The following is a 25,554-nucleotide window of genomic DNA, read 5'->3' as shown; positions in this document are numbered from 1 at the left end:
CGCCAAGGCCAGAAAATCTATGTCAGCTGGAGTAGACATTCGGCGGCGAGTGTGTGTAGTGTTCTTCTCGTAGCAAGAGAGACAACGTCAAGCAGGCGCGGGAGAGAGCGCAACTACCCGCGAGCAGGACCGTGCAGAGAGCGGGCGGAGCGGCTGCGCCCGTGAAGATCAGCAGTAGTCGTTCGAGTAGTTGCAAGTGCAGGACCGGTCAGGTGGCCGGAGCCGATCGGTGAACGGGGCTCCGGGCAGTGACCAGCGGCGTCAGCGTGCTGGGACCGATCAGTGAAGGGGTCCCAGCGGTGACGCTCGCAGCAGTACCGGGTAAGTGGAAAACGCAGGAAAGAAGGGAACGGCACCATCATTGGATCGCCCGCAGCGGCTGGGTAACGCCGCGCGGGTGCCGCAGTCCCATCGAGTTCGGAGGTGGTGCTCGGTCACGAATGAGCGATCCCCGCACAGTCCGGCTTCCGGCCGGACGCGGGTGCAGGAAGCCGGCGGCCACGCCGGTCGACAATGGTGAAACCCAACCCTCGAGGACCCCGGGTGCCGTGAACGGCACCCGGGGTCCTTCGTGACGTGGAGGTGGAATGATCCCTGACCAAGAAGGACCGGCCACGCCGAGCGAGGCCGGCAAGTTCGACGACGAGCACTACCCCGCGTACACCATGGGCCGGGCCGCGGACATGCTCGGCACGACCCAAGGTTTCTTGCGCAGCCTCGGCGAAGCCGGCTTGATCACGCCGCAACGCTCCACCGGCGGGCACCGCCGGTACTCCCGGTACCAGCTGCGCCTGGCCACCCGGGCGCGGGAACTGGTCGACCAGGGCACCGCGGTCGACGCCGCCTGCCGCATCGTCAGCCTCGAGGACCAGCTCCACGAAGCCCAGCGCCTCAACACCGAACTCCGCGCGCCCGACTGAGCCAGCACCCGGCAGCGGCCGGTGCCGCGTTCGACGTCACCGGCCGTGAGTGGCTACCGCATTCGTTCCGGCGTGTGGTCCAGGGCCGCGGGGCCGGGTGCAATCACCGGCGGGGCGCAACGTCCGGACGGGTCGGGCGCCCACCTGCTCGCCGGACCGGCCTGGCGTTGCGGGGCCGGTTCGGGCGCGTCGTCGGAGTGCGGCGCCGGGCGCGATCACCGGCGGGCGCGACGTCCGGACGGGTCGGATGCCCACGTACTCGCCGGACCGGCCTGGCGTTGCAGGGCCGGTTCGGGCGCGTCGTCGGAGTGCGGCGCCGGGGTGTACGCCGGCTGGCGGAACAGGTTCCCGTACCGGTCGCCCTGGGGCGCGGTGAGCGCTTCCGGGCGGGGTTCCTCGGCGACGGGGTGGCTGAACAGCGAACTGTCCATTGTGGAAGCAGTGATCGGAAGATCCTTTCGTGGACGCCGGCGGAAGTGGCGTGGTTTCAGGCAGGCAGCGGTACGCGGCCTTCGGCTGCGGTGCCGCGTGCGGCGAGCAAGTGCCCGCTGTCGTCGGTGTTGTCCCGGTTCGCGGCGGTCTCGAGGACCTGCTCCGCGGCCTCGGGGCCGGTTTCCGGCGGCACGACCAGCAAGGTCAGCCGGTTCCGGTTCCAGCCGATCACCGTCAGCGTGCCGGCGTGCTGTGACCGGAAACCCTCCAGCCGCACGGCTTCGCCGCCGAAGGAGACCCGGCGGGGCGACGCCGGCCACTCACCGAGGTGGTAGGTGACCCGGTCGATCCGGCCCAGCCGATCGGTCAGCGCCGCGAGCAGCGCGGGCAGTTCGGCGGACAGGTCACGGGCGTGAGGCCACCACGCGCCGTCGACGTGCCCCGTGGTGGGCGTCGCCGGCTTCAGCCGCAGGCGTGACCCGGTGGCCGGTGGTGTGGAGCGGGTGGTGTTCGAGCCCGACGGCATGTCGGCGCTCCCGTCCCCGGCTGTCGATATCGGCCGGATTGGGGCCGAGGACGGCGCAGGTTCGATCACTCGCGCACGAAATGCTCTCGGACACCACCCAGCGTACACGACGCCTTCGCGGAGTGTGTTAAGACTGGCACCTAGCCAAAAGGGGCCACTGTGCACCAGCTCAATCTCGGCGTCATCGCGCGTTCACGGAAAGAGAACGAACGGCGGTTGCCGATCCACCCGCACCACCTCGACCGGATCGACGCCGATCTCCGGCGGTCCATCTACCTCGAACACGGCTACGGCGAACCCTTCGGCGTGCCCGATGAACAGCTGGCGGCCGCCGTCGCGGGGCTGCGCACGCGCGAAGAGCTCATCGCCGAGTGCGACGTCGTCCTGCTGGCCAAGCCGCTCCGGGAGGACGTCGCCGAGCTGCGGCCCGGCCAGGTGCTGTGGGGCTGGCCGCACTGCGTGCAGGACGTCGAGCTGACCCAGCTGGCGATCGACCGGAAGCTGACCGTCATCGCCTTCGAGGCGATGAACCACTGGCGGCGCGACGGCTCGTTCGGCCTGCACGTCTTCCACAAGAACAACGAGCTGGCCGGCTACTGCTCGGTGCTGCACGCCCTGCAGCTGATCGGGTCGACCGGCGACTACGGCCGCCGGCTGCGGGCCGTGGTGATCGGCTTCGGCGCGACCGCGCGCGGCTCGGTGACCGCGCTGAACGCCCACGGGATCCACGACGTCGACGTCCTCACCGCGCGCGGTCTCAGCGCGGTCGGCTCGCCGATCCACTCCGCGACGATGGTGCACATCGACCACGACGCGAACAACCCGGGCGACCTCCGCCGCAGCCACGCGATCACCGACCACGGCCGGGTACCGCTGGCCGGGTTCCTCGCCGAACATGACATCGTCGTCAACTGCGTGCTTCAGGACACCGGCGCACCGCTGACCTTCCTCATCGAGGACGACCTCGCCGCCTTCACCCCCGGGAGCCTCATCGTCGACGTCTCCTGCGACGAAGGGATGGGCTTCAGCTGGGCGCGGCCCACGAGTTTCACCGAGCCGACGTTCCCGATCGGCGACGGCCTCACCTACTACGGCGTCGACCACAGTCCCTCCTACCTGTGGAACTCGGCGACCTGGGAGATCAGCGAAGCCCTGCTGCCGCACCTGCGCGCCGTCCTTTCCGGACAGTCCGCTTGGGACGAAGACGAAACCGTCCGGCGCGCCGTGGAGATCGGCGACGGCACGATCCGCAACCCCGCGATCCTGTCCTTCCAGCACCGCGCGCCGGACTACCCGCACCGGCGCTGCTGATCGCCGGCCTCCCGTCGTGCCGCAGAATGGCCCGCGGAGGTGGACCACGGTGGGCAAGCTGGGCATCGACCTGCACCTCGACGTCAGCGGCGGCGGACCGCGAGCGCGGTCGATCGAAGCGGCGCTGCGCGAGGCGGTGACCAGCGGCCGGCTGCCCGCCGGAACCCGCCTGCCCGGCACCCGCGGCCTGGCCGACGACCTGGGGATCGCCCGGGGAACCGTCGTCGCGGCCTACGCCCAGCTCGTCGCCGAGGGGTGGCTGGTGAGCGCGACCGGGTCCGGCACGCGGGTCGCCGACGTCGCGCTCCCGCCCGCCGCGCGCGCCGTCCCGGTGCGCCCGGTCATCGATCTGCGTCCCGGCCGGCCGGACCTCAGTCTCTTCCCGCACGCCCGGTGGTCGGCCGCGGTCAAGCGCTCGCTGGCCGCGGCGACCGCCGGCAGCCTGGACTACGGCGATCCGGCGGGCTCGCGGGCGCTGCGCGAGGCGGTCGCGACGTACGTCTCGCGGGCCCGCGGCGTGCGTGCCGAGCCCGAAGCCGTGGTGATCACGAGCGGCTTCACCCACGCCCTCGCGGTGCTGTCCCGGGCGCTGCGGGACGCCGGGGCGCACACGATCGCCACCGAGGACCCCGGGCTCGCACACCACCGGCGGCTGATCCACGGCGCCGGGCTGAGCACCGCACCGCTGCGCGTCGGACCGGACGGCGCCGACCCGGCCGACCTCCCGTCGCGGGCCGGGGCCGTGCTGCTGACGCCCGCCCACCAGCACCCCCGGGGCGTCGTGCTGAGCCGCGAGGCGCGCACCGCGTTCCTCGCCTGGGCGGACGAGCACGACGGGTTCGTCGTCGAGGACGACTACGACGGAGAATTCCGCTACGACCGGCACGCCGCCGGCGCCCTGCAGGCCCTCGATCCCGAGCGGGTGGTCTTCGCGGGGAGCGCCAGCAAGGCGCTGGCTCCCGGGCTGCGGCTCGGCTGGCTGGTCGTGCCGCCCCGGCTGCGCATCCCGGTGCTGGACGCGCTGGCGGCGACCGGTGCCACGGTCGGCGCGCCCGGCCAGCTCGCCCTGGCCGACCTGCTCGACCGCGGCGACTACGACCGGCACGTCCGCCGCACCCGCCAGCTCTACCGGAAGCGCCGGACGGAGCTGGCGACCCGCTTGGCCGAGCTGACCGACGTCCCCCTCGACGGCGTCCCGGCCGGGCTGCACGCGCTCCTCCCGCTCGCTTCCGCGCAGGAGGAGCGCCGGATCGTCGACGCGGGCCTCGGCGCCGGCCTCCAGCTGGCGAGCCTGCACGCGGCGGGCTACTGGCACTCCGCGGCGCGGGCGAAGGCGGGGTTGATCATCGGCTACGGGACGCCCCCGCAGCACGCGTGGCGGCCGGCCCTGGACGCACTCACTGAAGTGCTCCGCGGCGCGGCGATCAGGCCTTGGTGAAGTCGGGCCGGCAGGGAACGCAGCGCACGGGCGCTGTGCGCACTGGGCCTTGTCCCCGCCACAGGGCCGACCGCGGGGCCGACCGTCACAACCCCGCGAAGCCCTCCCGCCACGACAAGCGGCTCGGCACCCAGCCCAGCTCCTTGCGCGCCACCGTGTTGTCCGCTCCGCGGGCCCAGCCCGTGCGCTCGGTGCCGACCCGGGCCGGTTCCGGCGCGCCGACCGCCGCGCAGAACACCGGGACCCACTGGTGGCCCGCCGCGGGCTCGTCGTCGCAGATGTTGACCGCTCCTCGCGGCCAGTCCAGTGCCGCGAGCGCGGCCGAGGCCGCGTCGTCGACGTGCACGAAGCTCGAGATGTCCGCGTTCGCCGGCAGGGTGCCCGCCCGGGCCAGGTCCGCCATCAGCGCGCCGGGTTCGTACCACGTTCCGGGGCCGTACAACGTGCCGTAGCGCAGCACGACCCACTCGGGCAACTCCGCGACGGCCGACTCGAGCGACTCGATGCCGGCGACCGTCGCGAGCCGGTCGGGCGCGCCGTGGTGGTCCAGGGGCGTGTCCTCGGTGGCCGGCCCGGTGCCCGGCTCGTAGGCCCACGAGATGCTCTGCGCGACGATCCGGCGCACCCCCGCCGCCTTCGCCGCGTCGACCAGGTTGCGCGTCCCCACCACCCGGACCTTCGCGTTGGCCGCCCGGTCGCCCGCGCCGAGGTCGGTGAGCTGGTGCAGGACCACGTCCGGCCGCGCGGCCGCCACGGCGTGAGCGAGCGCGGCCGCGTCGTACACGTCACCCAGCACCGCCGTCGCGCCGGAAGCCTCGATCCGGCCGGCCGACGACCGGTTCCGGGTCAAGCCGACCACCGAGTGGCCCTGGCCGGTCAGCGCGGGCACCACCCGGCGGCCGACGGCGCCGGACGCGCCGGCGAGGAAGATCCGCATGGTCGTTCTCCCGTTCAGTCCCGCGGCGCGCGGCGGCCGGCGCGCGCCGCCAGCTCGTCCGCGCCGACGAAGGTCAGCATCTCCTGTCCCGGCGCGCAGAGCATCACCACGACGAACCGCGTCCACGCGCCGGCCAGGTTGTTGGCCGCCTGGTAGTGGATCACGTCTCCGCCGGGCTCCCAGAACGCTTCCCCGGCCTTGATCACCCGTTCGGGTTCGCCTTCGAGCTCGAAGATCATTTCGCCTTCGAGCACGTACCCGAACACGGGCCCGGAGTGCCGGTGCGGCGGGGTGCCCGGGTCGCCGGGCGGCAGTTCCACCGTGGCCGTCATGACGTGCGCACCGTCCGGAATGGACGGAGTCTGCGAGGCGAGCGTGGTGAGGACGGAGTTCGTCCTCGGCTGTGCGTGGGTCATGGTTCCACGCTAGGCAGAACGCGCCGCGGGCGAATGGTCCACTTGCGACCGGGTGCGGTGGACCGCTTCCGGTGACGAGCGCCGCACCCTGTCACGTCCCGCGAGGCCACGTCGTCCGGTGGGGGACGTCAACACGGGAAGGGGACAACGATGCGAGTGGCCGTCGCCGGCGGGACCGGCATGATCGGCAGGCTGGTGGTCCGGGAGCTGGCCGGAACCGGGCACGAACCCGTCGTCCTCGCGCGATCGCGCGGGGTCGACCTCACCACGGGCGAAGGGCTGGCCCCGGCGCTGACCGGGTGCGCGGAGATCGTCGACGTGTCCAACGTAGTCACCCTCCGGAAGAAGCGGGCGATCGACTTCTTCGGCCGGGTGGCACGCCACCTGGCCGGCGCCGACGTCCGGCACGTCATCACGCTGTCGATCGTCGGGATCGACGACATCGGTCTCGGGTACTACCTCGGCAAGCGCGAGCAGGAGCGGGTGGTCCGGGAAGGACCGGCGCCGTGGACGATCCTGCGGGCCACGCAGTTCCAGGAGTTCCCCGAGCCGCTGATCGACGGCGCGCGCGGGCCGTTCGTGCCGGTGCCGCGCCAGCTGTCCCAGCCGGTCGCCGCGATCGACGTGGCCCGCGCCCTGGTGGCTCGCGTCGGGCAGGCCCCGGCCGGCTACCTGCCGCCGCTGGCCGGACCCGAGCGGCTGCGGATGGTGGACATGGCGCGGCAGCTGGTGCAGGCCCGCGGGGAACGCAGGATCGTCGTCCCGGTCCGCCTGCCCGGCGCGGTCGGCAAGGCGATGGCGGAAGGCGGTCTGCTGCCCCCGGCCGGCCACGTCGAGGGCACGCGCACGTTTGCCGAGTACCTCCGCCAGGTAAGGCGATAGCCCGGCCACTTGGTTTCGGCTGCCGCCGAAACGTCGGGCGGTGGGCGGTTTCCCGGGAACAGGACCACCGCCGGCCACGTCGTAGCCGGCGGAAGATCGTCGTGGAGGGAGTCCCGTGGTGGCAGCAGAGTGGCGAGTGGTGTCCGAACCGACCCCCGGCGTGACCCCGCCACCGCCGTCCCCGGGCGACGACGACGCGAAGCCCGAACCCGGGCCCACTCCGTCGCCCTCCCCCGGGCCGCCGCCGAAGCGGGTGGCGCCCTGGGGGCCGGACATCGGCGTGACGCCGTCCTGGCTGCGGCAGCGTGCGGACGCCTGCGACGAGACCGCCGTCGCCGTGGACGCCTTGCGCGGCGCGGCCGACGACACCTTCGGTCCGCTGGGACGCGCCGCGCCGGGCTGGGACTTCGTCGGCAGCATCGACGACCTGCAGTCCCGCTGGGACGGGCTCAACGACCTCCTGCACCGCCGCCTCGCCGAAGGCGCGGAGAACTTCCGGCTGAGCGCCGACGCGTACACGAAGACCGACTCGGCGGGCGGGGAGCGGCTCCGTGGTTGACTTCCGGCAGCTCAGCGAACTCGACGTCGCCGGGCTGGAGACGTTCGCCGAGCACTGGGCGCTGGTCCACCAGAAGCTCCACCGGATCCGCGACGCCTACGAATCCGCCGTCGTGACACCGCTGGAAGACGGCGAGTGGGCCGGCAAGGGCGGCGAAGCCGCGACGAAGTACTGCGCCCGCATCCGCTGGGACTTCGACGCCGTCGACGCCGAAGTGAAAGCACTGCGCAAGTACATCGACGTCGAAGCCGACGGCAGCGAGGGCACCGCGGGTCTCAAAGGCCTCGAAGGCCACCAGCGCGCCGTGCTCGACCTGCAGCGGCAGGCGCACGAACAGGGCATGACCGTCACCGCCGCCGGCAAGGTCACCTGGGACGACACGCCGGGCGTGTCGCCGGGATACTTCGACGCGCTCGGCGAGCAGGCCGACCTCGCGGGCGGCCTGGAGAAGCAGATCCAGGCGCATCTCAAGCAGGCCACGGAAATCGACGAAGAACTCGCCCGCAACCTCAAAGTCGTCTTCGGCACGCAGGACAACTTCGAGACCGAAGACCGCCGCTACGGCGTCCTCCCGCCCACCGAGCACGACCGCCGGGTGTGGAACCAGCTGCACAACGTCGTCCTGCTGGGACTGGTGAAGCAGGGCAACGACCACGCGGCCTGGCTGCTGCAGCACTACCTCGACGGCGACGGCAAGACCGTCGAGGCGCCGGTGCAGGACATGCTCGACGACCTGCCGTCGTTCCAGGAGCAGGTCGACAAGTCCGTCGCCGACGCCGGGAAGGGCCCGGACGGTCCGTTCACCACCGGGTGGACGACGACCGCGCCGGACCTCGCCCGCGACGGCAAGGGCGGCCAGGACTGGTACTACTCGTTCAACCACTTCCAGTACCGGCTGGTCGGCGAGAAGCACGGCGACCAGGTCGACTACCACGTCGAAATCCAGAAGCGCTACGACTGGGGCATCCCCAGCGAGCACCGGCGCGACCTCGAGAAGGACTCGCCGGTGCTGGACGTCGACTTCGAGCAGGCCGACATCGCGCACCTCAACACGACGGGCAAGGCACGCGACTTCGACGTCATCGGCAGTTCGGGGCAGAAGACCGCGACCGTCTAGCGTCGCGTCCGAGGTTACTTGCCACGCGCGACACTAGGAGCCCGCCAGCGCCCGTACCTCCGCCTCCCCCAGCGCCCGGCCGTACAGGCGGAAGTCCGCGACCGCGCCCTTCAGGTACGGGTGCTTCGGGTTCTGCGACCGTCCCAGGTAGTTCAGCTGGGTGGCGCCCAGCAGGAGCGGGCTCATCAGCGGCGCCGGGTTCACCCCGGTCAGCTCGCCGCCGAAGTACAGCCGCAGCCCGGCGCCCGCCGTCACCGCGACGTGCGTCCACACCCCCGCCGGGAGCGCGACCGCCGCGTCCACGAAGTCCTCCGCCTCCATGCCGCCCAGCTTCATCGCGCAGCGGGCCACGCCGAGACCCGTGCGTGGCGTCAGGAACAGGTACGACTGCGCGTTGAACCCGAGGTCGAACACCCGCGCCGAGTTGACGATCGTGTCCGGCCGGACCCACATCGACACCGTCAGCTCGGTCAGGTTCGCCGGCAACCCGGGGGCCAGCCGCACGTGCCCGCCGAGGCCGTCCAGCTCGATGCCCCGCTCCCCCGCCACCGCGCCGCCGGCCAGCACCGCGGACGGCCAGTGGTGCGTCGACTCCGCCAGGTTCCCGCCGAGCGGGTACACCGCCACGGTCTTCGGTGCCGGCCGGTCCGGCGGCGAAGCGAGGTAGACGCTGTAGTGCTCGTGGTGCACGTCCAGGAACGGGCTCAGCCGCAGCCGTTCCGAGCCCGCCCGGACGCTGAACTCCGCCCGCCCGGGCTCGCGCCGCAGCGTGCGCGGGTCCACGGCCGGGATGACCGGCGGTACCGAGGAGCCGTGCCGGGCCGCGAGGACCAACGGTCCGTACGTCAGCGCCGACACCGCGGGGTTGTCCGGCGCGGGCAGCCACTTCGCGGTCATCGGCAGGTGCAGCTCGACGACGTCGCCCCTGCGCCACCGCCGCCGGATCGTGGCGAACCGTCCCGGGGTCGCGGCCACCGGCTCACGGTTGACGGTCAAGCGGGGATGGGAAACCCACGACGGGATCCGGACGCGCAGCGCGAACTCGCCGGAGCCGTCGACGCGCAGTCGGACCGTCTCATCGTACGGGTACTCGGTCTCCAGCCGCACCGGGGCGCCTAGGAAGTCCACTGTGGACGGAATGAACAGGTTGACGGACAGCGTGTCACCCGAAGCGAAGTAGATGTTCTCCGCGTACTTGACGTGGGTTTCCAGGCCGGTGCCGTGGTCGCAGGTGAAGTTGCCGTAATCGCTGCTGTACGTGCCGGGATCGGACGTCACGCCCTGCTTGCCCTGGCGCTGGGCGCCCGGCGTCAGGCCGGTGTAGTAGGTGACGAACCCGTGCGCCGAGTCCGGGTCCTGCTCGCCCAGCAGCTGGTTGAGCAGCGTCCACTCGTAGTGGTCGAGGTATTCGGTCCGGCTCGGGTCCTGCAGGAACAGCAGCCGGCCGAGCTTGAGCATGTTGTAGCTGTTGCAGTTCTCGCAGGTGTTCTCGCCGAGCTGGCTGACGACCTGATCGGGCGGTCCGAAGAACTCCGCGTTGGCGTTGCCGCCGATCACGTAGCTGTGGTGGTGCACGACCTGGTCCCAGAAGAACGTCGCGATCGTGCGGTACCGCTGCTCGCCCGTCACGCCGTACTCCGCCGCCGCGCCGACGATCTTCGCGATGTCGGTGTTGGCGTGCCGGCCGGCGAGGGTGTCCTGACGCGCGGCCAGCGGGGTGAAGATCTCGTCGTGGTCGAAGCGGCGGGCCAGCGTGAGGTGCAGCGGGTCCCGGGTGATGGCGTACAGGTTGGCCAGGGCCTCGTTCATCCCGCCGAACTCGGTGTGCAGGACCTTCTGCATGGCGTCGTGGGACAGCGGTGCCGTGCGCGCGTCGATCCAGCGCGCGATGCCGCGGGCGACGTCGAGAGCGCCCGCGGTCCCGAGGAGGCGGTGCTGGTCCAGGAGCCCGGCGAGGATCTTGTGGATCGTGTAGTACGGCGCCCACACGGATTTCCCGGCTTCGAGGTCGACGAAGTCCGACTCCGGGAACGCCGACAGGTAGCCCGCGGTGAACCCGGCGGCCGGCGAAGCCTCCTGGCACTCGGCCAGGGCCGCGACCAGCCGCGTGCTCTTCGCGACCAGCTCGGGGTCCCCGGTGTTCGACGCCGCGAGCGCCAGGCCGGAGAGCAGGTGCCCGGTGGTGTGCCCGCGCAGCTGGATGTCCGGTGCCTCCCAGCCGCCGCACGGCTCGGCCGACGTCGGCAGGCCGACGGTCAGCCGGAACGTGTGCAGCAGCCGGTCGAGGTCGACGAACTTCAGGTACGCCACGGTCCGGCGCATGTTCGCCAGGTACCGGCTCTCCAGCAGCCGGACGCCGCCGAGCGCGACGGGCCGCACCGACGCCCCCGAAGAAGCCGAAGCCTCCCAAGGGATCACCGCCGCCAGGCCGAGTGCGGCACCGAGGCTGATCGCGGTGCGCCGGGTGACCTTCATCGGATCTCCTCCTGGCGGTAGGGCAGCAGGCGCACCGGCCCGACCAGCCCGTACGCCTGCCGTGCCGCGATCGCGAACACTTCCGGACGGCTCACCCGGAGCCGGTTGTTGAGCGTGGTGGCGACTTCCACCTCGATGCTGTTGCGCCCGGACCGCAGCCAGGGCCCGACGTCGACGACGGTGTCGAGCACGTCGGCCGGCGGCAGCGCGGTGCCGTTGATCCGGACGCGGTAGGTGTCGAACACCTCCCCGAGGTCCAAGTAGGCACCGAGCCCGCGGTCCCACCGGCCGAGGTCGACGGTGGTCCGGTAGCGGCCGACACCCGAGACGTCCTCGAGTCCGGGGATCGACGGCCAGGCCGCGAGCGCCGTCAGCGAGAGCCGCCGTTTCGGCTTGAGCGTGGCCGTCGGGGTCGCGCCCGGCTGCCAGTCCTCGACTTCGAGGTCCCAAGTGGACAGAGCGATCGGCGCGGGCGGGGCGGTGACCGAAGTCCGCGCGACCCGGCCGGTCGACAACGTCGTCGAGTAGGTGCCCGCGGCCGAAGACCGCACCACGAGCTTGCCGTCGAGGTAGCGCACCTCGGGCGCGTCCGTGGACACCGCACTCGGACCACGGTCGCCGCGGCCGAGCGCGACGATCACCGGCTGACCGGGGTTCAGCGACACGGAGACCCGGATCTTGGTGCCGGCGCGCGAGAACACACCCAGTCGCTCGGTCTCGCCGGTCCACGCATCGAGCACGAACGGCTGCGCGTCCCGGCTCTGGGCGGTGAGCCAGACGTCCTGGGTGACGGCGGTGATCTTGCGGTTCTCGGCGTGCCGCGCGTTGCAGATGTAGTAGTAGTCGGTGTCGCCGTCGATGCGGTGCACCGTCATCACGGTGGACGGGGCGTGCTCCACATCGCGCGTGACGCCGAGTTCGGCGAGCGCGGCCGGGATGCCGGTGGCGTCGGCGACCACGCGGACGGTGCGCTGCGCGAGCAACGCCGTGACCAGCGCTTTGAGCCGGTCGTTCTCCCCCGGCTGGGCGATGCCTTCGGCGTGGACGTCGGTCCAGGTGCCGATGATGATCGTGGGCAGGCCCGCCCGCGCGAAGTCCAGGAGCTTTTGCGCCGCCGGCGCGGACAGCGTGTGCTCGCTGCCGTGGAACTGGTCGCCGCCGAGGATCATCGCCTTGTACGCGGGCCCGTCCGGGGCCAGCCGGCCGTGCCGCACGACCGCGGTGGGCAGTTCCAGCACGGCCTCGCTGAGGAAGCCGTGGGTCCAGCCGGCCGGGATGCCGTCGTTGGTCGCCCACGGCGCGCCGATGCCGGTGGACGTCCAGCCCTTCTGCCGGAAGAACGCGATGTCGACTTGGGGCTTTCCGGTGCGCAGCACGAGCTGGGTGCGGGCGAACCAGCCGGCGATGTCGGGCACGTGCCCCCACGTCGGCTGGCGCGGGCCCCACGCCTCGGCGTACCCGATGCCGTTGCCGTTGTAGGGCGAGAAGGCCGCGAAGCCGGGCCACTGCGCGCCCGGCGCCATGGCGTAGGCGAACCCGTGCAGGACGGCCTGGTTGACGCCGCCCGCGAACACGCTGCCCATGGTCTGCAGCACCTTGTCCCAGGTGGTGTTGTACGCGCCGTTCGCGTAGGCCGCCGACTCGCACGACAGCAGCTTTCGCCCGCCCATGTCGCGCCCGGACGCGAGGACGCGGTAGTCGTCGAGGTTCTTGAAGCCGAGCGACTCGCTCTCCGGCACGTCCAGGAGCGCGGCACTGCGGATGGCGTCGGTCTGCAGGCCGTACGGCTGCACGCGCAGGGTCATGCCGAGCCGGTGCGCGAAGTCCCGGACCGGGATCAGGTGGTTCTCGTGGTAGAGGTCCGAGAGCACCTGGTTGTAGTCGTCACGCACGTGGTTCGCCGTGTCGGAGTCGAACGCGAACAGGTACTTGCCCTTGCGCTGCACGACGACCGGCAGGTACGGCCGCAGGTCGTACCCGGCGCGCTTCCGGAATTCGGCGAGGAACGCCGGCGTCCAGATCGTCGCGTCGGTCTCGATCTCCAGGGAATCTTCGAACAGGTCGCCGCCGACGTCCTTCAGCAGGCTTCGGATGGCACGGGTGAGGATCGTCGAGTTCCACTCGTCCAGCACGACTTTCGTGCCGGCCGCACTGAAATGGTCGACGACGTAGGCGAGCGGGGCCGTGTGCGGGCCCGCCTCCGGCTGCTGCGCCGAGCCGCGAGCCCAGTACGCGAACAGCATCCACGTGCCTTCCGGCGCGGTCCAGTCGATCTGTCCGTTGTGGACGTCCACGGTGCGCACCGACGTCGGGTCCAGTGTCACCGTGGCGGCGGTGGGTGAACCGACCACCAAAGCGGCCTGAACGGCGATCAGGTCCTGACTTCCCACTGTCGATTCGGCGGGCACCAGCGCGGCCGGGGGCGGGCCGGTGTAGCTGCCGTCGACCGTGACGACGCCGTGCGCGAGTTCCTTGCTCGCCGCGACGTCGTCGGGCGTGATGGTCGGGACCGCGGTGGGCCAGCACGGGCCCATCGCGAGGTCGACGGTCAGGCCGCGGGCCTTCGCCCGGCGCAGCGCTGTCTCGACCGCAGCGAGCCACGCCGGTGTCCCCCAGCCGTAGTGCTCGGGATCCATGACGGTCTGGACGCTGTGGTGGACGTCCTGGATCTCGACGCCGCCGAAGCCGGCGTCGGCGATCTGGTCGACCTCGCGGGCGATCTCGGCGAGGTCGACGAGCCCGTGCGGCCACCACCAGCGGAACTTGGCGGCGGTCGACGCGTCCGGCTCGGCGAACTGCTTCAGGAACGGCTTCCCGGCCGAGGCGAGGGCGGGCGGGGCCCACGAGAGGGTGGCGCCCACGCCGAGCGCGGCGCCGATCGTGAGCACCGTGCGTCTGCTGACGGTCATCGGGTGGCCTCCAAACGGGCGGTGACGGCGGCCTGCGGGCGCAGCGCGACCGGGCCGACGAGGCCCGACGGCAGGATCTTGTTGCGCGAGTTGGCCAGGGTGTTGGTGACGCGGACGCTGATCGTGTTGACGCCCGGACGCAGCGTCTTCGTCGCGTCCACTGTGTACGGATGCCAGAGCGCGGCGGGCAGTTCGGTGCCGTTGACCGTCGCCGTGGCGAGGTCGTGCACCTCGCCGAGGTCGAGCACCAGCTTGCGCTTCGCCAGATCTTCAGCCCGCAGCGTCACCGTCGTCGTGTAGACGGCGCTGCCGGAGAACGTCGGGGCGAAGGTGGTCCAGGAGCCGAGCGGGCGTTCGGTGGCGACCGCGCCGTCCTGCTCCAGCCGGACGGTCCACGGCCCGTTCAGCGCGATCGGCGCCAGCGGATCGGTGACCTGCACGGTGCCGCGGTAGGTGCGGCCGTTCGCCTGCCCGGTGAGCGCGTAGCTGCCGGGGGCCGTCGCGGTGACTGCCGCCTGGAGGTCCCGCCCGGCGGTGGAAACCGCGGTGGCGGGCAGGGTGCCGTCAATCAGGTGCGCGGCGTCGTGGACGCCCTTGCGGAACACCACGCCGAGGGTCTCGTACGGCTGGAGCGTGACCGGGACGCCGGTGGTGGCCCGGCCGGTCGTGTACGCCGTGGCGACCTTCGCCGTGCCGGTGCGCGGGTCCCAGATCTCGGGCGTGCCGTCGACCGGGACCGTCACGGTGGTGGTGACCACCGCGTCGCTTTCGTTGTTCACCAGGAAGGCCGTGTCGGCGCCACGGCCGGTGCGCTGCACCCGGACGGCGTCCGCCGCCGGCTGCAGCCGGGCCGCGCCGAACCCGGCGTTCTGCGCCAGGCCCGCGATCGCGTTCACGTCGGTGACGAGGGCGACCGCGCCGGCGCCGCGCCGGGTCCAGGTCGAGCCGCCGGACAGGTTTCGCAGCTCACGGGCCAGCTCGGCGTCCCGGCCGGTCGCCTCCCGCGTGGGCAGCGCACCGACCACGACGAGGTGTCCCCCGCTCTGCACGAACTTCGTCAGGGTGCGCGCGGTCGCGAGGTCGAGCACCGGCGTGCGCGGCAGCACCGCGAGCTGGTAGTCCGCCTGGCCGACCCGCAGGGTCCCGCCTCGCGGCTGAGCCTGGAAGCGCGCGGCCGGGTCACCGGACAGTGACGAGTCGCTCAGCAGATCGAAGTCGACCTGGCCGCGTTCCAGTGCGTACGCCGTGTCGGAGAAGTCCTTGTCGAGCTGGTGGCTCGCATCGGCCACCCGGGTCTGCTCGGCGGCCCGCTGCGGCTGCACGAGCGCGGTCTTCGCGAGGTTCTCCCCCCGGCCCAGCTCCATCACGCGGCCGATCCACGCGTCGATGTCGGGCATGTCCTCCCAGAACGTGCTGCGCGGCCCGAACGGCGGCGCGAACGTCACCGACGTCTCGTCGGTGTACATCGCGTGCAGGAACGTGAGGTTGACACCGCGGGTGGCCAGCGCGCCGACGGTGGCGTGCAGGTAGTCCGGCGCCACCTGCCAGCCCGCGTTGCCGAACGTCTCCATCAGCGTCCGCGGCGCCCCGCTCTGGTGCGCGGCCGAGGCAGCGTTGCGCCCCAGCGTGGTTTGCCGGCCGGCGGTGTAGTCGGTCGTGATCATGTCACTGCCCGGGACCTGCGCCCACTGGTTGTCCTTCGACAGGTCACCGGTGGAGTTCATCCGCGACTGTGGGCTCTGCTCGTCGAGCAGCGGGTTGGAGATCAGCTTCAGGTGGTGCTGGGCCATCCAGTCGGCTTCGCGCTTGTAGTAACTGGTGGAGAACAGGTTGTCGACGGCCCGCCAGTACGTCCCGGCGGCCTGGTCGGCGACGGCGTCGAGGCCGTCCGCCGCCGCGGTGTAGGCGACGCCGGGGGTGCCGCCGGCCGCGCGGACGGCGTCGGCGAGCCCGGGTGAGGACGGCAGGCGCTTGAACGGGTGCGGCTGCGCGGAGGCGAGGAACGGTTCGTCGTCCCAGAAGCCGGGCACGACCGTGCCCATCGCCCACGGGAAGCGACGCGCGTACTCCTCGGGCGCGATGCTCAGGAAGGCGTCCGTCGCGTTCGGGTCCAGGAGGTCGAGGTAGCCGCGCGTGTAGCCGCTGGAGTCGTCCTTCAGGAGGACCTGCGAGTAGACGTCGACCTGCCAGCGTCCCGCGGGAACCTGCCAGGTCGTGCCCTTCAGCTCGACGGCGGCGTTCGTGCCCACCGGCCGCGCGGCCGCCGCCGTGACCCCGGCGAGGTTCACGCGGTTCTGCGGGAAGTCCGCGAGCGCGGTGGCGTTGTCGAAGGTCGAGGACCACAGCTTGGTGCCGTCCGGGGCCGTGACGGTCAGGTCGTCCCACAGCGAGCGCTGCGTGCCCTCGGCCGACACCGCCGCCGCGCCGGTCGGGTAGCTCGCGTCGGTGGCGGCGGGCTGCACGGTGTTGTTGATCTTCGGGGTGATCGTGTTCCCGGAGACCGTGACGCTCACCGTCTGCACGTGGGTCGGTGTGAAACCCGGGGTGGTGACGCCGGTGCTCAGCCGGGTCCGGTTCGCCCCGTCCACTTTGTACACGCTGGCCGCGCCCTTCGGGTCCACGTCCACGAGGTAGCCGTGGGTGCCGTCCGAGCGCACCGCCAGCTGGACGCCGCCGGTGTTCAGCGTGACCTTGCCGCTCACGGTGTAGTCGGTCCAGCCGGTGCCGGGCGTGAGCGGTGCGGCGCCCGGTTTCGTGGCCGGGTCGACGACCAGCTTGCCGGTGTCCACGCTGAGCCCCGACGTCTCGGCCAGCGGCAGCGTCGACGGCCCGTCGACGATCCGGGTCGAGCGCAGCAGGCCCTTCAGCCGCAGGTCCGGGCGCGCAGCAATGGTGCGGTTGCCGAGCGTGCCGCCGTTGACGACGTAGTTCGCGCCGCGGCCGCTCGGGAAGTTGTTGTCGTTGAACAGCCACATCTTCATGCCGGTGCGCTGCGCCTCGCGCAGCACGTGCCCGACGAGCGTGAACCAGTCTTCGGAGAGGAAGACCGGCTTCATCGAGTCGCCGCCGAGCGGGAAGATCACCGCCTCGGACACGCCCTTGGCACGCATCTCGGCCATCTGCTGATCGGTGATCGCGCTGGTGATGGTGTTGTTCCAGTACCAGTAGATCGCCGGGCTGCTGTCCTTCGGCGGGTTCGCGAAGGCGGCCGGGTCGAAGTGGGCCAGGGTGGTCGTCTCGGCCGGGCCGCGGTCGTGCCCGGCGGTGGCCGGAGTGGCCGCGGCGACCGCCATGGCCGCCGCGAGCACCACGGACGTCAGTGTCCTGCGCATGGGATTGCCCTTCAGCCGCGCGGAATGGAGGAACGGAAGGTGTGGGTGCCCGAGCCGACGCGGTAGACGGCGTCGTCCCCGCCGCGGAACCGCGGGACGTGCACTTCGGCGGTGCTGCCCGGCGGGACGGTGACGGTCAGCCGGTACTCGCGATCGGACTTCGTCCACGCCGTGCCGACCCGGCCTTGGGGACTCTCGTAGCTGCCGGACGCGGACGTCAGGTCGCCGACGACCGCCGGGTCGATCACCAGAGTTTTGAAACCCGCCGATCCGGGGACCTGCCCGATGCCGGTCAGCCGCGTGGTGAGCCAGCCGTCCATCGCGCCGAGCATGAAGTGGTCCTGCGACTGGCCGCTGCCGCCGTCCCAGGTCTCGCCGAGCGCGGTCAGCCCGGCCGCGACCTGGTGCCCCAGGCTGGGGCTGGTGGTCAGCGTGGCGATCCGGTAGACGACGTCGTCGCGGCCCGCGTCCGACAGCACCCGCAGCACGGACGGGAACGAGATCTCCCCCATCACGAGGTGCCGGTCGGCGGCCTCGATCGTGTCGACCAGGTGCTGGGTCTGGCCGCCGCGCGACTCGGCGGGCACCGCGCCCATGTCGAGGGCGAGCGCTGTCGCGCCTTGACCGCCGCCGCCGAACAGCCCGGTGGTGGCGTTGTAGTACTTGGTCCACACGGCTTTCGCCAGCGCGTCGGCCTGCGTGCGGTACGGCGTCGCGTCCCGGCCGAGCGCCGTCGCGACCTTCGCCAGGCCGTCCTCGACCGCCCAGACGCCGAAGCTGCTGGGGATCGCGCGCGGCATCGCCGGGGACTCGGTGGTGATCCAGTCTCCGAGGCCGTAGTCGTAGACGCCGTCGACCCAGCGCGTGGTCTGGCCGGTCAGGTAGCCGAGGTAGCGCTGCATCGCCGGGTAGTACCGGTTGAGGAGTTCCTTGTCGCCGTAGGTCTGGTACGCCTTGAGCGGCACCTGGACCAGCGCGCCGCCCCAGTTCGGGTCGTCGCGGTAGGAGCCGGCGAGCGTCACGTGGTCCGGCACGGTGCTGGGCACCAGTCCGCTCGTCTCCTGGCCGTCGGCCATGTCCTGCACGATCTTGCCGAGGTAGGCCTCGACGTCGTAGTTGCGGGCGAGCGCGTCGAACGCGAGGTGGTCCTGCTCCAGCCAGCCGAGCTTCTCACGGCTCGGGCAGTCGGTGAGGATGCTCTGCATGTTGTTCCCGACGGCGGCCCGGGTGAGCCGGTGGATGCCGTCGAGGGTCGCGTCGGAGGAGTCGAAGTCCCCGGCGGAGTCGTTGTCCGCCATCGTGCGCAGGCCGGCGACCGAGAGCTGCGCGCCGTCCGGCACGCCGACCACCTCGAGGTAGCGGAAGCCGTGGTAGGTGAAGTCGGGGTGCCAGGTCTGCCGGCCACCGTTGCTCGTGAAGCTGTCCCAGATCGGCGCGCCGACGTTGCTGATGGACTGGTCCACGTGCCCGTCCCGCAGCGCTTCGGCGGGATAGATGCGTACAGCCGTGCCCTTGGGCGCGGTGAGCGTCACCTCGGGCAGGCCGGCGACGTTGCGGCCGAGATCGTAGACGCGCACGCCGGCCGCCGGACGCGAGATTTCCTTACCGGGCAACTGTTCCACGACCCGGACGGGCTCGCTCCGGCGGGCGGTCGGCTTCGCCGTGCTCGTCGCGGGCACCACCGGAGACCAGGTCTTGCGGTCGGTGCCGGGCTTGTCCCAGCCGGGGATCTCGCGGCGGGCGTCGTAGTCCTCACCGCCGTACCACTGGGACACGGTGGTGGCGCCGAGCGTGGTGCGCCAGCTGGAATCGGTGCCGATCCGCTGCACGGTCCCGTCTGTTAGCGTTAACTCCAGCTGCGCGATGACTTGTGGATCACTGGCTGTGCGCGCGAACTTCCGGTAGCGGCCGGACGTGTGCAGCGCGTCCGCCGTGCCGTTCCCGACCGCGATGCCGATGGTGTTCGCCCCACCGCGGACTTGGTTCGTGACGTCGTAAGCGGCGTAGGTGACGCGGTCGGCGTAGTCGCTGTCGCCGGGCTCCAGCACGGCGTCGCCGACACGGTTTCCGTTGAGGCTGGGCACGTAGACGCCGAGGCCGCTGACGTACAGCCGGGCGCTCGCGACGCGGCTGCGCACGGAGAAGTCCTTCGCGAACAACGGCAACGCGGGCGGCAGCCAGGTGGCGGGCGTCGCCTGGTTCGTCACGGTCTTCGCGACGGTGAACGGGCCATCGGTCGCCGTCTGCACCGTGTAGTCGACGGGGAAGTTCGCGGTCTTGCCGTCGGCGGTGAGGGTGTCGGTGCGCGGGTAGAGCACGACCTGGTCGAAGGTGCGGGTGGCGCCGAGGTCGATCGTGAGCGAGACGTCGGCGTCCGCGCCGGTGTGCGCGGCGCTCTGGTAGCCGGCGTTCCCGGCGTCCTCGGGGTTGGACGTCGTGAGGCCGTCGGCGACCAGCCCGGGCTCCCACTCCTTGCGCACGGTCTGGGTTTCCGAGGCGGTGACGTACTTCTGGCGGCCGTCAGCGAAGTTCACGCTCGCGTTCGCCGAGTCACGCACCTGAATCTCGGCCAGCTGCAGGCGGTAGGTCAGGTCGGGGAAGCGGCGGGTGTCGCCGGTGGTGACCATGCGGTTCTGGCTGTCGAGGGGCTGTTCGGCCAGGGGCAGGCCGAGCTTGGTGACGTCGAGCTTCACGAACCGCGCGGTCTGTGCGGGCAGCGAGACGACCACCGGCTGGGCGGGCTTGGCGCTCAACTGCCACCGGCTGTTCGTGACCCAGCCCGCGGACCAGTCGTTTTGGCCGGTCAGGCCGGTTTCGAACCAGGTCGGCGTGCTCCAGGTCGACGGGACGTTCCCGGACCAGACGCGGACCCGCCAGTAGACGCGCTGGCGGCTGCCGAGGACGCGGCCGGCGTAGTCGAGGTCGGCGGCGGCGCTCGTGGCGCGGCCGGTGTCCCACAGGTCGGGGCGCGCCAGGCGCGCTTCCGAGGTGGCGGCCTGGACTTCGTAGGCGGTCTGGTCGCGGGCGGTGGTCCGCCAGCTCAGCTCGGGGGTGGTGTCGTCCGTTCCCAGTGGCCGGTCGAGGTGGTTCGCGCGGAGGTCGGTGGCGCCGAAAGCGTGACTTCCGGTTTCGGGCGCGGCTTCGGCCGGGACCGCGGTGCCGGCGGCGAGCAGGGAGACGAGGGCGAGGAGACGGCGGGATCTGTGGCGCACGGCAGCTCCTGGGGACGGCCGGTGGGGTGCGGCCCGGATTCGACGGTGAATCGTTTCAAGTCAGCGGGAGGGTTTTGCGGCTTCGGCCACCAGGGGAAGTACTCGAATTCAGCCGGGGCAGCGCGGTCCCAGCCGGGCGTACACACTCAAACTGGCGGGTAACAACGCTGGGGATCGGAATGTGGGACCAGAAGGGGCGCGCGGCCCAGCCTCTGTCGCTTCATCGCGATCTCCATATTGAAAGGTTTCATAAGCCCGACGCGGTGACGTTACCTTGCGGCCGAAGAGGAAGTCAATGACGAGCGGACGACCTGGCGCAGCTGAACAACCGCTGGGCGGCATCCTCCGCTCCGGGAAGGCGGTCACAGACCTCTGGCGCCGTATCTTTGCCTGACGGTCACATTCGTCGACGCGGTCACCTACTGGTGGGCGGACGCGGTGCCGCTGACGATCCGGACATCACGGGTGTTCGGGTGCGACTCCGGGCGGTGGCTGCAGGTCCACCACCACGGCAGCCTCGACCACCCCGAAGGGCTCGCGGAGTACCAGAGGCGGTGCGGGGCTAGTCCGCAGTGGACAGTCCGGCGGCCGCCCGGGTGGCGACGACACCCAGCGCCTCGGTCAGCCCCGTCAGCTCCAGCGCACGCCCCACCGTGCTGCGCTCGGGGGCCACGACCCGGAACCGGGTCGTGCTCCCGGCGTCGCGGTGGGCCTTCAGCAGCACCGTCATCCCGACCGAGGCGAGGAAGGAGACGCCCGTCAGGTCGATCACCAGCAGCGCCGGTTCGCGGCCGGTCGCCGCGGTGAGCGCTTCCTCCAGGACCCGGGCGCTGAACAGGTCCACCTCGCCGGACACCTCCAGCAACTCCGCGCCGGGCGCCCCGCCGGGACGGTGTGCCGTCACCTGCAGCAGATCCTGGGGCCGGACCCGGCCCCCGTCAGCGGTCACCTTCACCTCCGGTCTCGCAACGTCCGGCGGCCCCGGCCCGGCCGGGCGCACAACAGGGCCCGGCTCGGCCGAAACCGCTCCACCGGCCGCGTACCCACCTTTTCCGCGCTCGAAACGTGTGAAGGCCGGACCGCCTGGGTACCCCGCCCGGCGTGTACAAGATCATCGCCTCATTCGGCGCCGCGGCGGCCGTCCTCTGCGGATGTTCGTCGGCGGACACGTCCTCCGCCCAAGAGGCCGCGCAGCGGTTCGAAGCGGCGGTGGCCGACGGCGGCGGGACCGCGTGCGCGTTGCTCGCTCCGCGGGCCCGCGACGGCCTGGGACCGGTCGGGTGCGGCACGGGTTCGCCGGTCGCCACGCTCCCCCGCGCGCAGGTGGCCTCGACCGTCGTCTGGGGCGACGAAGCCGAGGCCCGGTCCACCGCGGACACCTTGTTCCTGCACGAGTTCCCCGACGGCTGGCGGATCACCGGCGCCGGCTGCCACCCCCGCAACGAGCAGGTCTACGACTGCGCGGTCGGTGGCCGGTGAAAGCCCGCGCCGTCTACATCGGCTACCTCGTCGTCGTCCTCGGCGGCCTGGCCTACTTCCTCCTGATCGGGGTGCTCGGCCGATGAAGAGGTTCATTCGCGACAACGGCCTCTCCCTGGCGTTCGGCGCGCTGTTCCTGGTGAGCCTGGTCGGCCAGGCCCTGTCCGGGCTGGCCGACTTCAACGACCGGCAGGTCGCCCACGGCGTCGACCCGATCGGCCTGGGCAGCTACCTGACGTCCTCGTCGTTCGCGGTGGACGTGGCGGAGAACTGGCAGTCGGAGTACCTGCAGTTCTTCTTGTACGTCTTCGCGACCGTGTGGCTGGTCCAGCGTGGTTCGCCGGAGTCGAAGCCGCTGAGCCGGATCGGGACCGAAAGCGACCAGGACCAGCTGGTCGGCCGGTACGTCAAGGCGGGCTCTCCGCCGTGGGCGAAGGCGGGCGGCTGGCGGACCGCGGTCTTCGCCCGCTCGCTGGCGCTGCTGATGGGCGGCATCTTCCTGCTGTCGTGGCTCGCGCAGTCGGTCGCGGGGGTCGCCGCCTACAACGCCGAGCAGCTGAGCGGCTTCGGTGACCCGGTGTCCTGGGCGGACTACCTCGTGTCGGCGGACTTCTGGAACCGCACGCTGCAGAACTGGCAGTCGGAGTTCCTGGCCATCGGCTCGATGGCGGTGTTCAGCGTGTACCTGCGCCGGCGGGGCTCACCCGAGTCGAAACCGGTGGGTGCACCTCACGGCGTCACCGACGAATCCGGCTGACCCTCCCTGCCGCCGGGCGGAGTAGCCCGAGCGGCAGGGAGCCGGAGACCGAGCCCGGCGGTGGCCGGGCTCGGCTCCGCTCAGAGGATCGGCTTGCCGCCCGTCACCGCGACCCGCGCGCCGGACACGTAACTGCCGTCGTCGGAGGCGAGCAGCACGTACACCGGTGCGAGCTCGGCCGGCTGGCCCGCACGACCCAGCGGCACCTGCTCCCCAAACGACTTCACCGCCTCCTCGGGCATCGTCGACGGGATCAGCGGGGTCCAAATCGGCCCCGGCGCCACGCTGTTCGCGCGAATCCCCCGGGGCCCCAGCAGCTGCGCCAGCGCCGCGGTCATGTTCGCGATGCCCGCCTTCGTCACGTCGTAGGGCAGCAGCTGCGGCGTCGGCTCGTCCGAATTCACCGACGAGCTGCCGATGATCGACGCCCCCGGCTTCAGGTGCGGCAAGGCCGCCTTGACCAAGTGGAAGAACGCACTCAGGTTGATCGCGAGCGTGCGATCCCACTCCTCGTCCGCGATCTCCTCCAACGTTTCGTGACTCATCTGGAAAGCCGCGTTGTTCACCAGGACGTCCAGCCGGCCGAACTCCTCCACCGCCCGGGCGACCAGCGCCCGGCAGTGCGCCGGGTCGGCGACGTCACCCGGCACGACGACCGCCTTGCGCCCGGCCTCCTCCACCCAGTACCGCGTCTCCTCGGCGTCGTCGTGCTCGTCCAGGAAGGAGATCAGGACGTCGGCGCCCTCCCGCGCGTACGCGATTGCGACCGCACGGCCGATCCCGCTGTCGGCGCCGGTGATCAGCGCCGCCTTCCCGGTCAGCTTGCCGGAACCGCGGTAGGTGTGTTCCCCGTGGTCGGGCCGCGGCGTCATCTCCGCGGTCGATCCGGGCGGGCGTTGCTGCTGAGCGGGCTGGGACACGGCTGACTCCTTGCCGGCGGGGACTCGAACCGTCCCGTGGTACCCCGGCACACCCGTTTCACGCATTTCCGCCGCACTCCGGGTTCGCCACGGCGGGCACGGCGTTTCCCGCGGTCGCGACCTGGGGGAATTCCTTTCCCCGGCCTCCCCTGATCGGCGGAGTCCGCGAGGAACGCGTGATTTCATACTGAGTCGATGGACGCGGGCGAATTGGCCGGAAAGGCCGTCGACGCGGTCGCGCGGCGGCTCGCGACCGGCGCCGGGCGGGCCGGCGACGTGGCCGTCGACCAGCTCTACCGGGTGGTCGCGAACCGCCTGCGCCGCACGCCGTGGGGCGCTCGTGTGCTGGCCGGGCTCGAGCAGCGCCCCCAGGACCCGGAGCGGCGCCAGCACGCCCGCGAAGCCGTGGCCGCCGAAATGCGGCGGGATCCGGGATTCGAATCCGCACTGGGCACCGCGGCCCGGCAAGCGGGAATCTTCGTCGTCCAGGGTCCGGGAGCACGGTATTCGCAGCGGACGACGCACGTCGACAACAGCAGGCGCACGGACAACAGCGGCGACGTCAGCGGCAGCACCTTCGGAGACAATGCCCGCGTCAACGTGAAGAAGTTCCACATCGGCAATCTGCACTTCGGGCTGGGCGGACTGGTCAGCGGGATCGGGGTGCTGGTCGTCGCGCTGGGCGGCGGCACGACCGCGATCGTCGCGAGCCAGGAGGAGACCGTTTCCGTCGATCAGGTCGTCGGCACGTGGCGCAAGGCGGGCGGCGCCGCCGGGGCCGGGATCACCGAAGACCCCACCGTCCTCACGATCGACGCCGCCGGCGCGTTCAAGCTCACCGGTGGCGCGACCCTCTCGATGCCGGGCGTCCCGGATGCTTCCTTCCCGGACACGCACTTCACCTGCGAAGGCAAAGCGGAGGCGGCCAAGGGCCACGTCTCGCTCCAGGTCGCCTCCGGGAACTGCGCGGACCTGACGGTGGCTCCCGTTCAGGACGGCCAGGCGGTGCAGCTCGGCGGCGTCGCCGAGGACGGTCAGCAGCTGACGCTCCCGCGGAGCTGACGTCCAGCGCGCGTAGCCTCGGTGCGGTGGCACGGATTCTCGTCACCGGCTCCACCCAGGGCCTCGGCCGCCTCGCCGCCGAAGCCCTCCTGGCGGACGGCCACCGCGTGGTCGCCCACGGGCGGGACGCCGGCCGCCTCGACGACCTGGCCGCGCGCGGCGCTGACGTCGTCGCCGGAGATCTCGCGGACCTCGAGCAGACCCGGGACGTCGCCGCGGGGGTGAACCGGCTCGGGCGGATGGACGCCGTGATCCACAACGCCGGGATCATGACCGGCCCCACGATCCTCCCGGTCAACGTGGTCGCGCCCTACCTGCTGACCGCGCTCGTCACCCCGCCCGCCCGCCTGGTCTACCTCAGCAGCGGCATGCACCGCGGGGGCCGGGCCGAGCTCGCCGGCCTCGACTGGTCCGGCACCCGTCCCACCGCTTCCTACTCCGACAGCAAGCTGCTGCTCACCACCCTCGCGGCCGCGGTCGCCCGGCGGTGGCCCGAGGTGCCCACCCACGCCGTCGACCCCGGCTGGGTCCCCACCCGCATGGGCGGCGCGGACGCCCCCGACGACCTGCGCCTGGGCACGCTGACCCAGACCTGGCTCGCGACCACCGACGCCCCGGACGTGCTCACGACCGACGGCTACTGGCACCACCGGCACCGGGTCCGCCGGCACCCCGCGGCCGGCGACCACGCCTTCCAGGAGCGGCTCCTCGACGCCCTCGCCGGCCACACCGGGACCCCGCTCGCCGAAGGCGTCAGGAGTGGGTCTCCATGAGCGCTCCTCCGTTTCCCGCCGCGGCAGCTGGTTGCGGCGTCAACCGTCGCAGCCCGACGGGCCGGTCGCCATCGCTCGCGGAGTGACGGAATCGCGC

General features: G+C 71.9%; 20 protein-coding genes. 10 read left to right on the top strand and 10 right to left on the bottom strand.

Annotated features, from left to right (window positions below; genetic code table 11):
• Positions 1-587 precede the first annotated feature (587 nt).
• A complete protein-coding gene (locus AB0N03_RS38070) occupies positions 588-920 on the top strand; it encodes a MerR family transcriptional regulator (protein ID WP_364382629.1) in 333 nt (110 codons plus the stop codon).
• 215 nt (positions 921-1,135) lie between these two features.
• Here AB0N03_RS38070 and AB0N03_RS38065 read toward each other — a convergent pair whose 3' ends face one another.
• Positions 1,136-1,351: a hypothetical protein gene (locus AB0N03_RS38065; protein ID WP_364382626.1), complete on the bottom strand. Its 216-nt coding sequence runs from the start codon at positions 1,349-1,351 to the stop codon at positions 1,136-1,138.
• 56 nt (positions 1,352-1,407) lie between these two features.
• Positions 1,408-1,878, bottom strand: coding sequence for a DUF5994 family protein (locus AB0N03_RS38060; RefSeq protein ID WP_364382623.1), 471 nt, complete (start codon positions 1,876-1,878; stop codon positions 1,408-1,410).
• 159 nt (positions 1,879-2,037) lie between these two features.
• On the opposite strand from AB0N03_RS38060, the gene AB0N03_RS38055 reads away from it, so the two are divergent.
• A complete protein-coding gene (locus tag AB0N03_RS38055) occupies positions 2,038-3,189 on the top strand; it encodes a N(5)-(carboxyethyl)ornithine synthase (protein ID WP_364382620.1) in 1,152 nt (383 codons plus the stop codon).
• A 49-nt stretch (positions 3,190-3,238) separates the two neighbouring features.
• Positions 3,239-4,627, top strand: a complete 1,389-nt coding sequence (locus AB0N03_RS38050; RefSeq protein WP_364382617.1) for a PLP-dependent aminotransferase family protein — start codon at positions 3,239-3,241, stop codon at positions 4,625-4,627.
• A gap of 85 nt (positions 4,628-4,712) precedes the next feature.
• On the opposite strand, the gene AB0N03_RS38045 is transcribed toward AB0N03_RS38050, so the two are convergent.
• Entirely contained in the window at positions 4,713-5,564 is an 852-nt protein-coding gene (locus AB0N03_RS38045; RefSeq protein WP_364382614.1) for an NAD(P)-dependent oxidoreductase, read from the bottom strand.
• 14 nt (positions 5,565-5,578) lie between these two features.
• Positions 5,579-5,980 (bottom strand): cupin domain-containing protein, encoded by a 402-nt coding sequence (locus AB0N03_RS38040; protein WP_364382611.1) that lies wholly within the window; start codon positions 5,978-5,980, stop codon positions 5,579-5,581.
• A gap of 150 nt (positions 5,981-6,130) precedes the next feature.
• On the opposite strand from AB0N03_RS38040, the gene AB0N03_RS38035 reads away from it, so the two are divergent.
• The 3 genes from AB0N03_RS38035 (at position 6,131) to AB0N03_RS38025 (ending at position 8,538) form a co-directional block, all read left to right on the top strand.
• A complete protein-coding gene (locus AB0N03_RS38035) occupies positions 6,131-6,862 on the top strand; it encodes an NmrA family transcriptional regulator (protein WP_364382608.1) in 732 nt (243 codons plus the stop codon).
• A 139-nt stretch (positions 6,863-7,001) separates the two neighbouring features.
• A complete protein-coding gene (locus AB0N03_RS38030; RefSeq protein WP_364382605.1) occupies positions 7,002-7,421 on the top strand; it encodes a hypothetical protein in 420 nt (139 codons plus the stop codon).
• Positions 7,414-8,538, top strand: a complete 1,125-nt coding sequence (locus tag AB0N03_RS38025) for a hypothetical protein (RefSeq protein ID WP_364382602.1) — start codon at positions 7,414-7,416, stop codon at positions 8,536-8,538. The genes AB0N03_RS38030 and AB0N03_RS38025 overlap by 8 nt, the downstream gene beginning before the upstream one ends.
• A 33-nt stretch (positions 8,539-8,571) precedes the next feature.
• Here the strand turns inward: AB0N03_RS38025 and AB0N03_RS38020 are convergent, their stop codons facing one another.
• The 5 genes from AB0N03_RS38020 to AB0N03_RS38000 all read right to left on the bottom strand — a co-directional run bounded on the left by AB0N03_RS38020 (position 8,572) and on the right by AB0N03_RS38000 (position 21,415).
• Entirely contained in the window at positions 8,572-11,013 is a 2,442-nt protein-coding gene (locus tag AB0N03_RS38020) for a beta-L-arabinofuranosidase domain-containing protein (RefSeq protein WP_364382599.1), read from the bottom strand.
• Positions 11,010-13,922 carry a glycosyl hydrolase gene (locus tag AB0N03_RS38015; protein WP_364382596.1) on the bottom strand — a complete coding sequence of 971 codons (2,913 nt, stop codon included), beginning with the start codon at positions 13,920-13,922 and terminating at the stop codon, positions 11,010-11,012. Before AB0N03_RS38015 ends, AB0N03_RS38020 begins: the two co-directional genes overlap by 4 nt.
• Positions 13,919-17,254: a glycosylhydrolase-like jelly roll fold domain-containing protein gene (locus AB0N03_RS38010; RefSeq protein ID WP_364382593.1), complete on the bottom strand. Its 3,336-nt coding sequence runs from the start codon at positions 17,252-17,254 to the stop codon at positions 13,919-13,921. The genes AB0N03_RS38015 and AB0N03_RS38010 overlap by 4 nt, the downstream gene beginning before the upstream one ends.
• A gap of 11 nt (positions 17,255-17,265) precedes the next feature.
• The gene (locus AB0N03_RS38005; protein WP_364382590.1) at positions 17,266-20,466 is read right to left on the bottom strand and encodes a family 78 glycoside hydrolase catalytic domain; all 3,201 of its coding nucleotides are present in this window, start codon (positions 20,464-20,466) and stop codon (positions 17,266-17,268) included.
• A 562-nt stretch (positions 20,467-21,028) separates the two neighbouring features.
• The gene (locus tag AB0N03_RS38000; RefSeq protein WP_364382588.1) at positions 21,029-21,415 is read right to left on the bottom strand and encodes an STAS domain-containing protein; all 387 of its coding nucleotides are present in this window, start codon (positions 21,413-21,415) and stop codon (positions 21,029-21,031) included.
• 152 nt (positions 21,416-21,567) lie between these two features.
• On the opposite strand from AB0N03_RS38000, the gene AB0N03_RS37995 reads away from it, so the two are divergent.
• Both AB0N03_RS37995 and AB0N03_RS37990 read left to right on the top strand, forming a co-directional pair.
• Positions 21,568-21,945, top strand: coding sequence for a hypothetical protein (locus AB0N03_RS37995; protein WP_364382585.1), 378 nt, complete (start codon positions 21,568-21,570; stop codon positions 21,943-21,945).
• Between the two features lie 82 nt (positions 21,946-22,027).
• Positions 22,028-22,702 (top strand): DUF6766 family protein, encoded by a 675-nt coding sequence (locus AB0N03_RS37990; RefSeq protein WP_364382582.1) that lies wholly within the window; start codon positions 22,028-22,030, stop codon positions 22,700-22,702.
• An 80-nt stretch (positions 22,703-22,782) separates the two neighbouring features.
• On the opposite strand, the gene AB0N03_RS37985 is transcribed toward AB0N03_RS37990, so the two are convergent.
• A complete protein-coding gene (locus AB0N03_RS37985) occupies positions 22,783-23,574 on the bottom strand; it encodes an SDR family oxidoreductase (protein ID WP_364382722.1) in 792 nt (263 codons plus the stop codon).
• Between the two features lie 243 nt (positions 23,575-23,817).
• Here AB0N03_RS37985 and AB0N03_RS37980 point away from each other — a divergent pair, with 243 nt between their 5' ends.
• Positions 23,818-24,684 (top strand): hypothetical protein, encoded by an 867-nt coding sequence (locus tag AB0N03_RS37980; protein WP_364382579.1) that lies wholly within the window; start codon positions 23,818-23,820, stop codon positions 24,682-24,684.
• Positions 24,685-24,710: 26 nt separating this feature from the next.
• Positions 24,711-25,457, top strand: a complete 747-nt coding sequence (locus AB0N03_RS37975; protein ID WP_364382576.1) for an SDR family NAD(P)-dependent oxidoreductase — start codon at positions 24,711-24,713, stop codon at positions 25,455-25,457.
• The last annotated feature ends 97 nt before the right edge of the window (positions 25,458-25,554 follow it).

The organism is Amycolatopsis sp. NPDC051061 (assembly GCF_040682935.1).
GTDB lineage: Bacteria > Actinomycetota > Actinomycetes > Mycobacteriales > Pseudonocardiaceae > Amycolatopsis.
This window is presented reverse-complemented; position numbering and strand designations above follow the sequence as displayed.

Excerpts from the sequence above, each read along its gene's own strand:
- AB0N03_RS38070 (WP_364382629.1), top strand. The coding sequence starts at position 588 with ATGATCCCTGACCAAGAAGGACCGGCCACGCCGAGCGAGGCCGGCAAG.
- AB0N03_RS38065 (WP_364382626.1), bottom strand. The coding sequence starts at position 1,351 with ATGGACAGTTCGCTGTTCAGCCACCCCGTCGCCGAGGAACCCCGCCCG.
- AB0N03_RS38060 (WP_364382623.1), bottom strand. The coding sequence starts at position 1,878 with ATGCCGTCGGGCTCGAACACCACCCGCTCCACACCACCGGCCACCGGG.
- AB0N03_RS38045 (WP_364382614.1), bottom strand. The coding sequence starts at position 5,564 with ATGCGGATCTTCCTCGCCGGCGCGTCCGGCGCCGTCGGCCGCCGGGTG.
- AB0N03_RS38040 (WP_364382611.1), bottom strand. The coding sequence starts at position 5,980 with ATGACCCACGCACAGCCGAGGACGAACTCCGTCCTCACCACGCTCGCC.
- AB0N03_RS38035 (WP_364382608.1), top strand. The coding sequence starts at position 6,131 with ATGCGAGTGGCCGTCGCCGGCGGGACCGGCATGATCGGCAGGCTGGTG.
- AB0N03_RS38020 (WP_364382599.1), bottom strand. The coding sequence starts at position 11,013 with ATGAAGGTCACCCGGCGCACCGCGATCAGCCTCGGTGCCGCACTCGGC.
- AB0N03_RS38015 (WP_364382596.1), bottom strand. The coding sequence starts at position 13,922 with ATGACCGTCAGCAGACGCACGGTGCTCACGATCGGCGCCGCGCTCGGC.
- AB0N03_RS38010 (WP_364382593.1), bottom strand. The coding sequence starts at position 17,254 with ATGCGCAGGACACTGACGTCCGTGGTGCTCGCGGCGGCCATGGCGGTC.
- AB0N03_RS37990 (WP_364382582.1), top strand. The coding sequence starts at position 22,028 with ATGAAGAGGTTCATTCGCGACAACGGCCTCTCCCTGGCGTTCGGCGCG.
- AB0N03_RS37985 (WP_364382722.1), bottom strand. The coding sequence starts at position 23,574 with ATGACGCCGCGGCCCGACCACGGGGAACACACCTACCGCGGTTCCGGC.
- AB0N03_RS37980 (WP_364382579.1), top strand. The coding sequence starts at position 23,818 with ATGGACGCGGGCGAATTGGCCGGAAAGGCCGTCGACGCGGTCGCGCGG.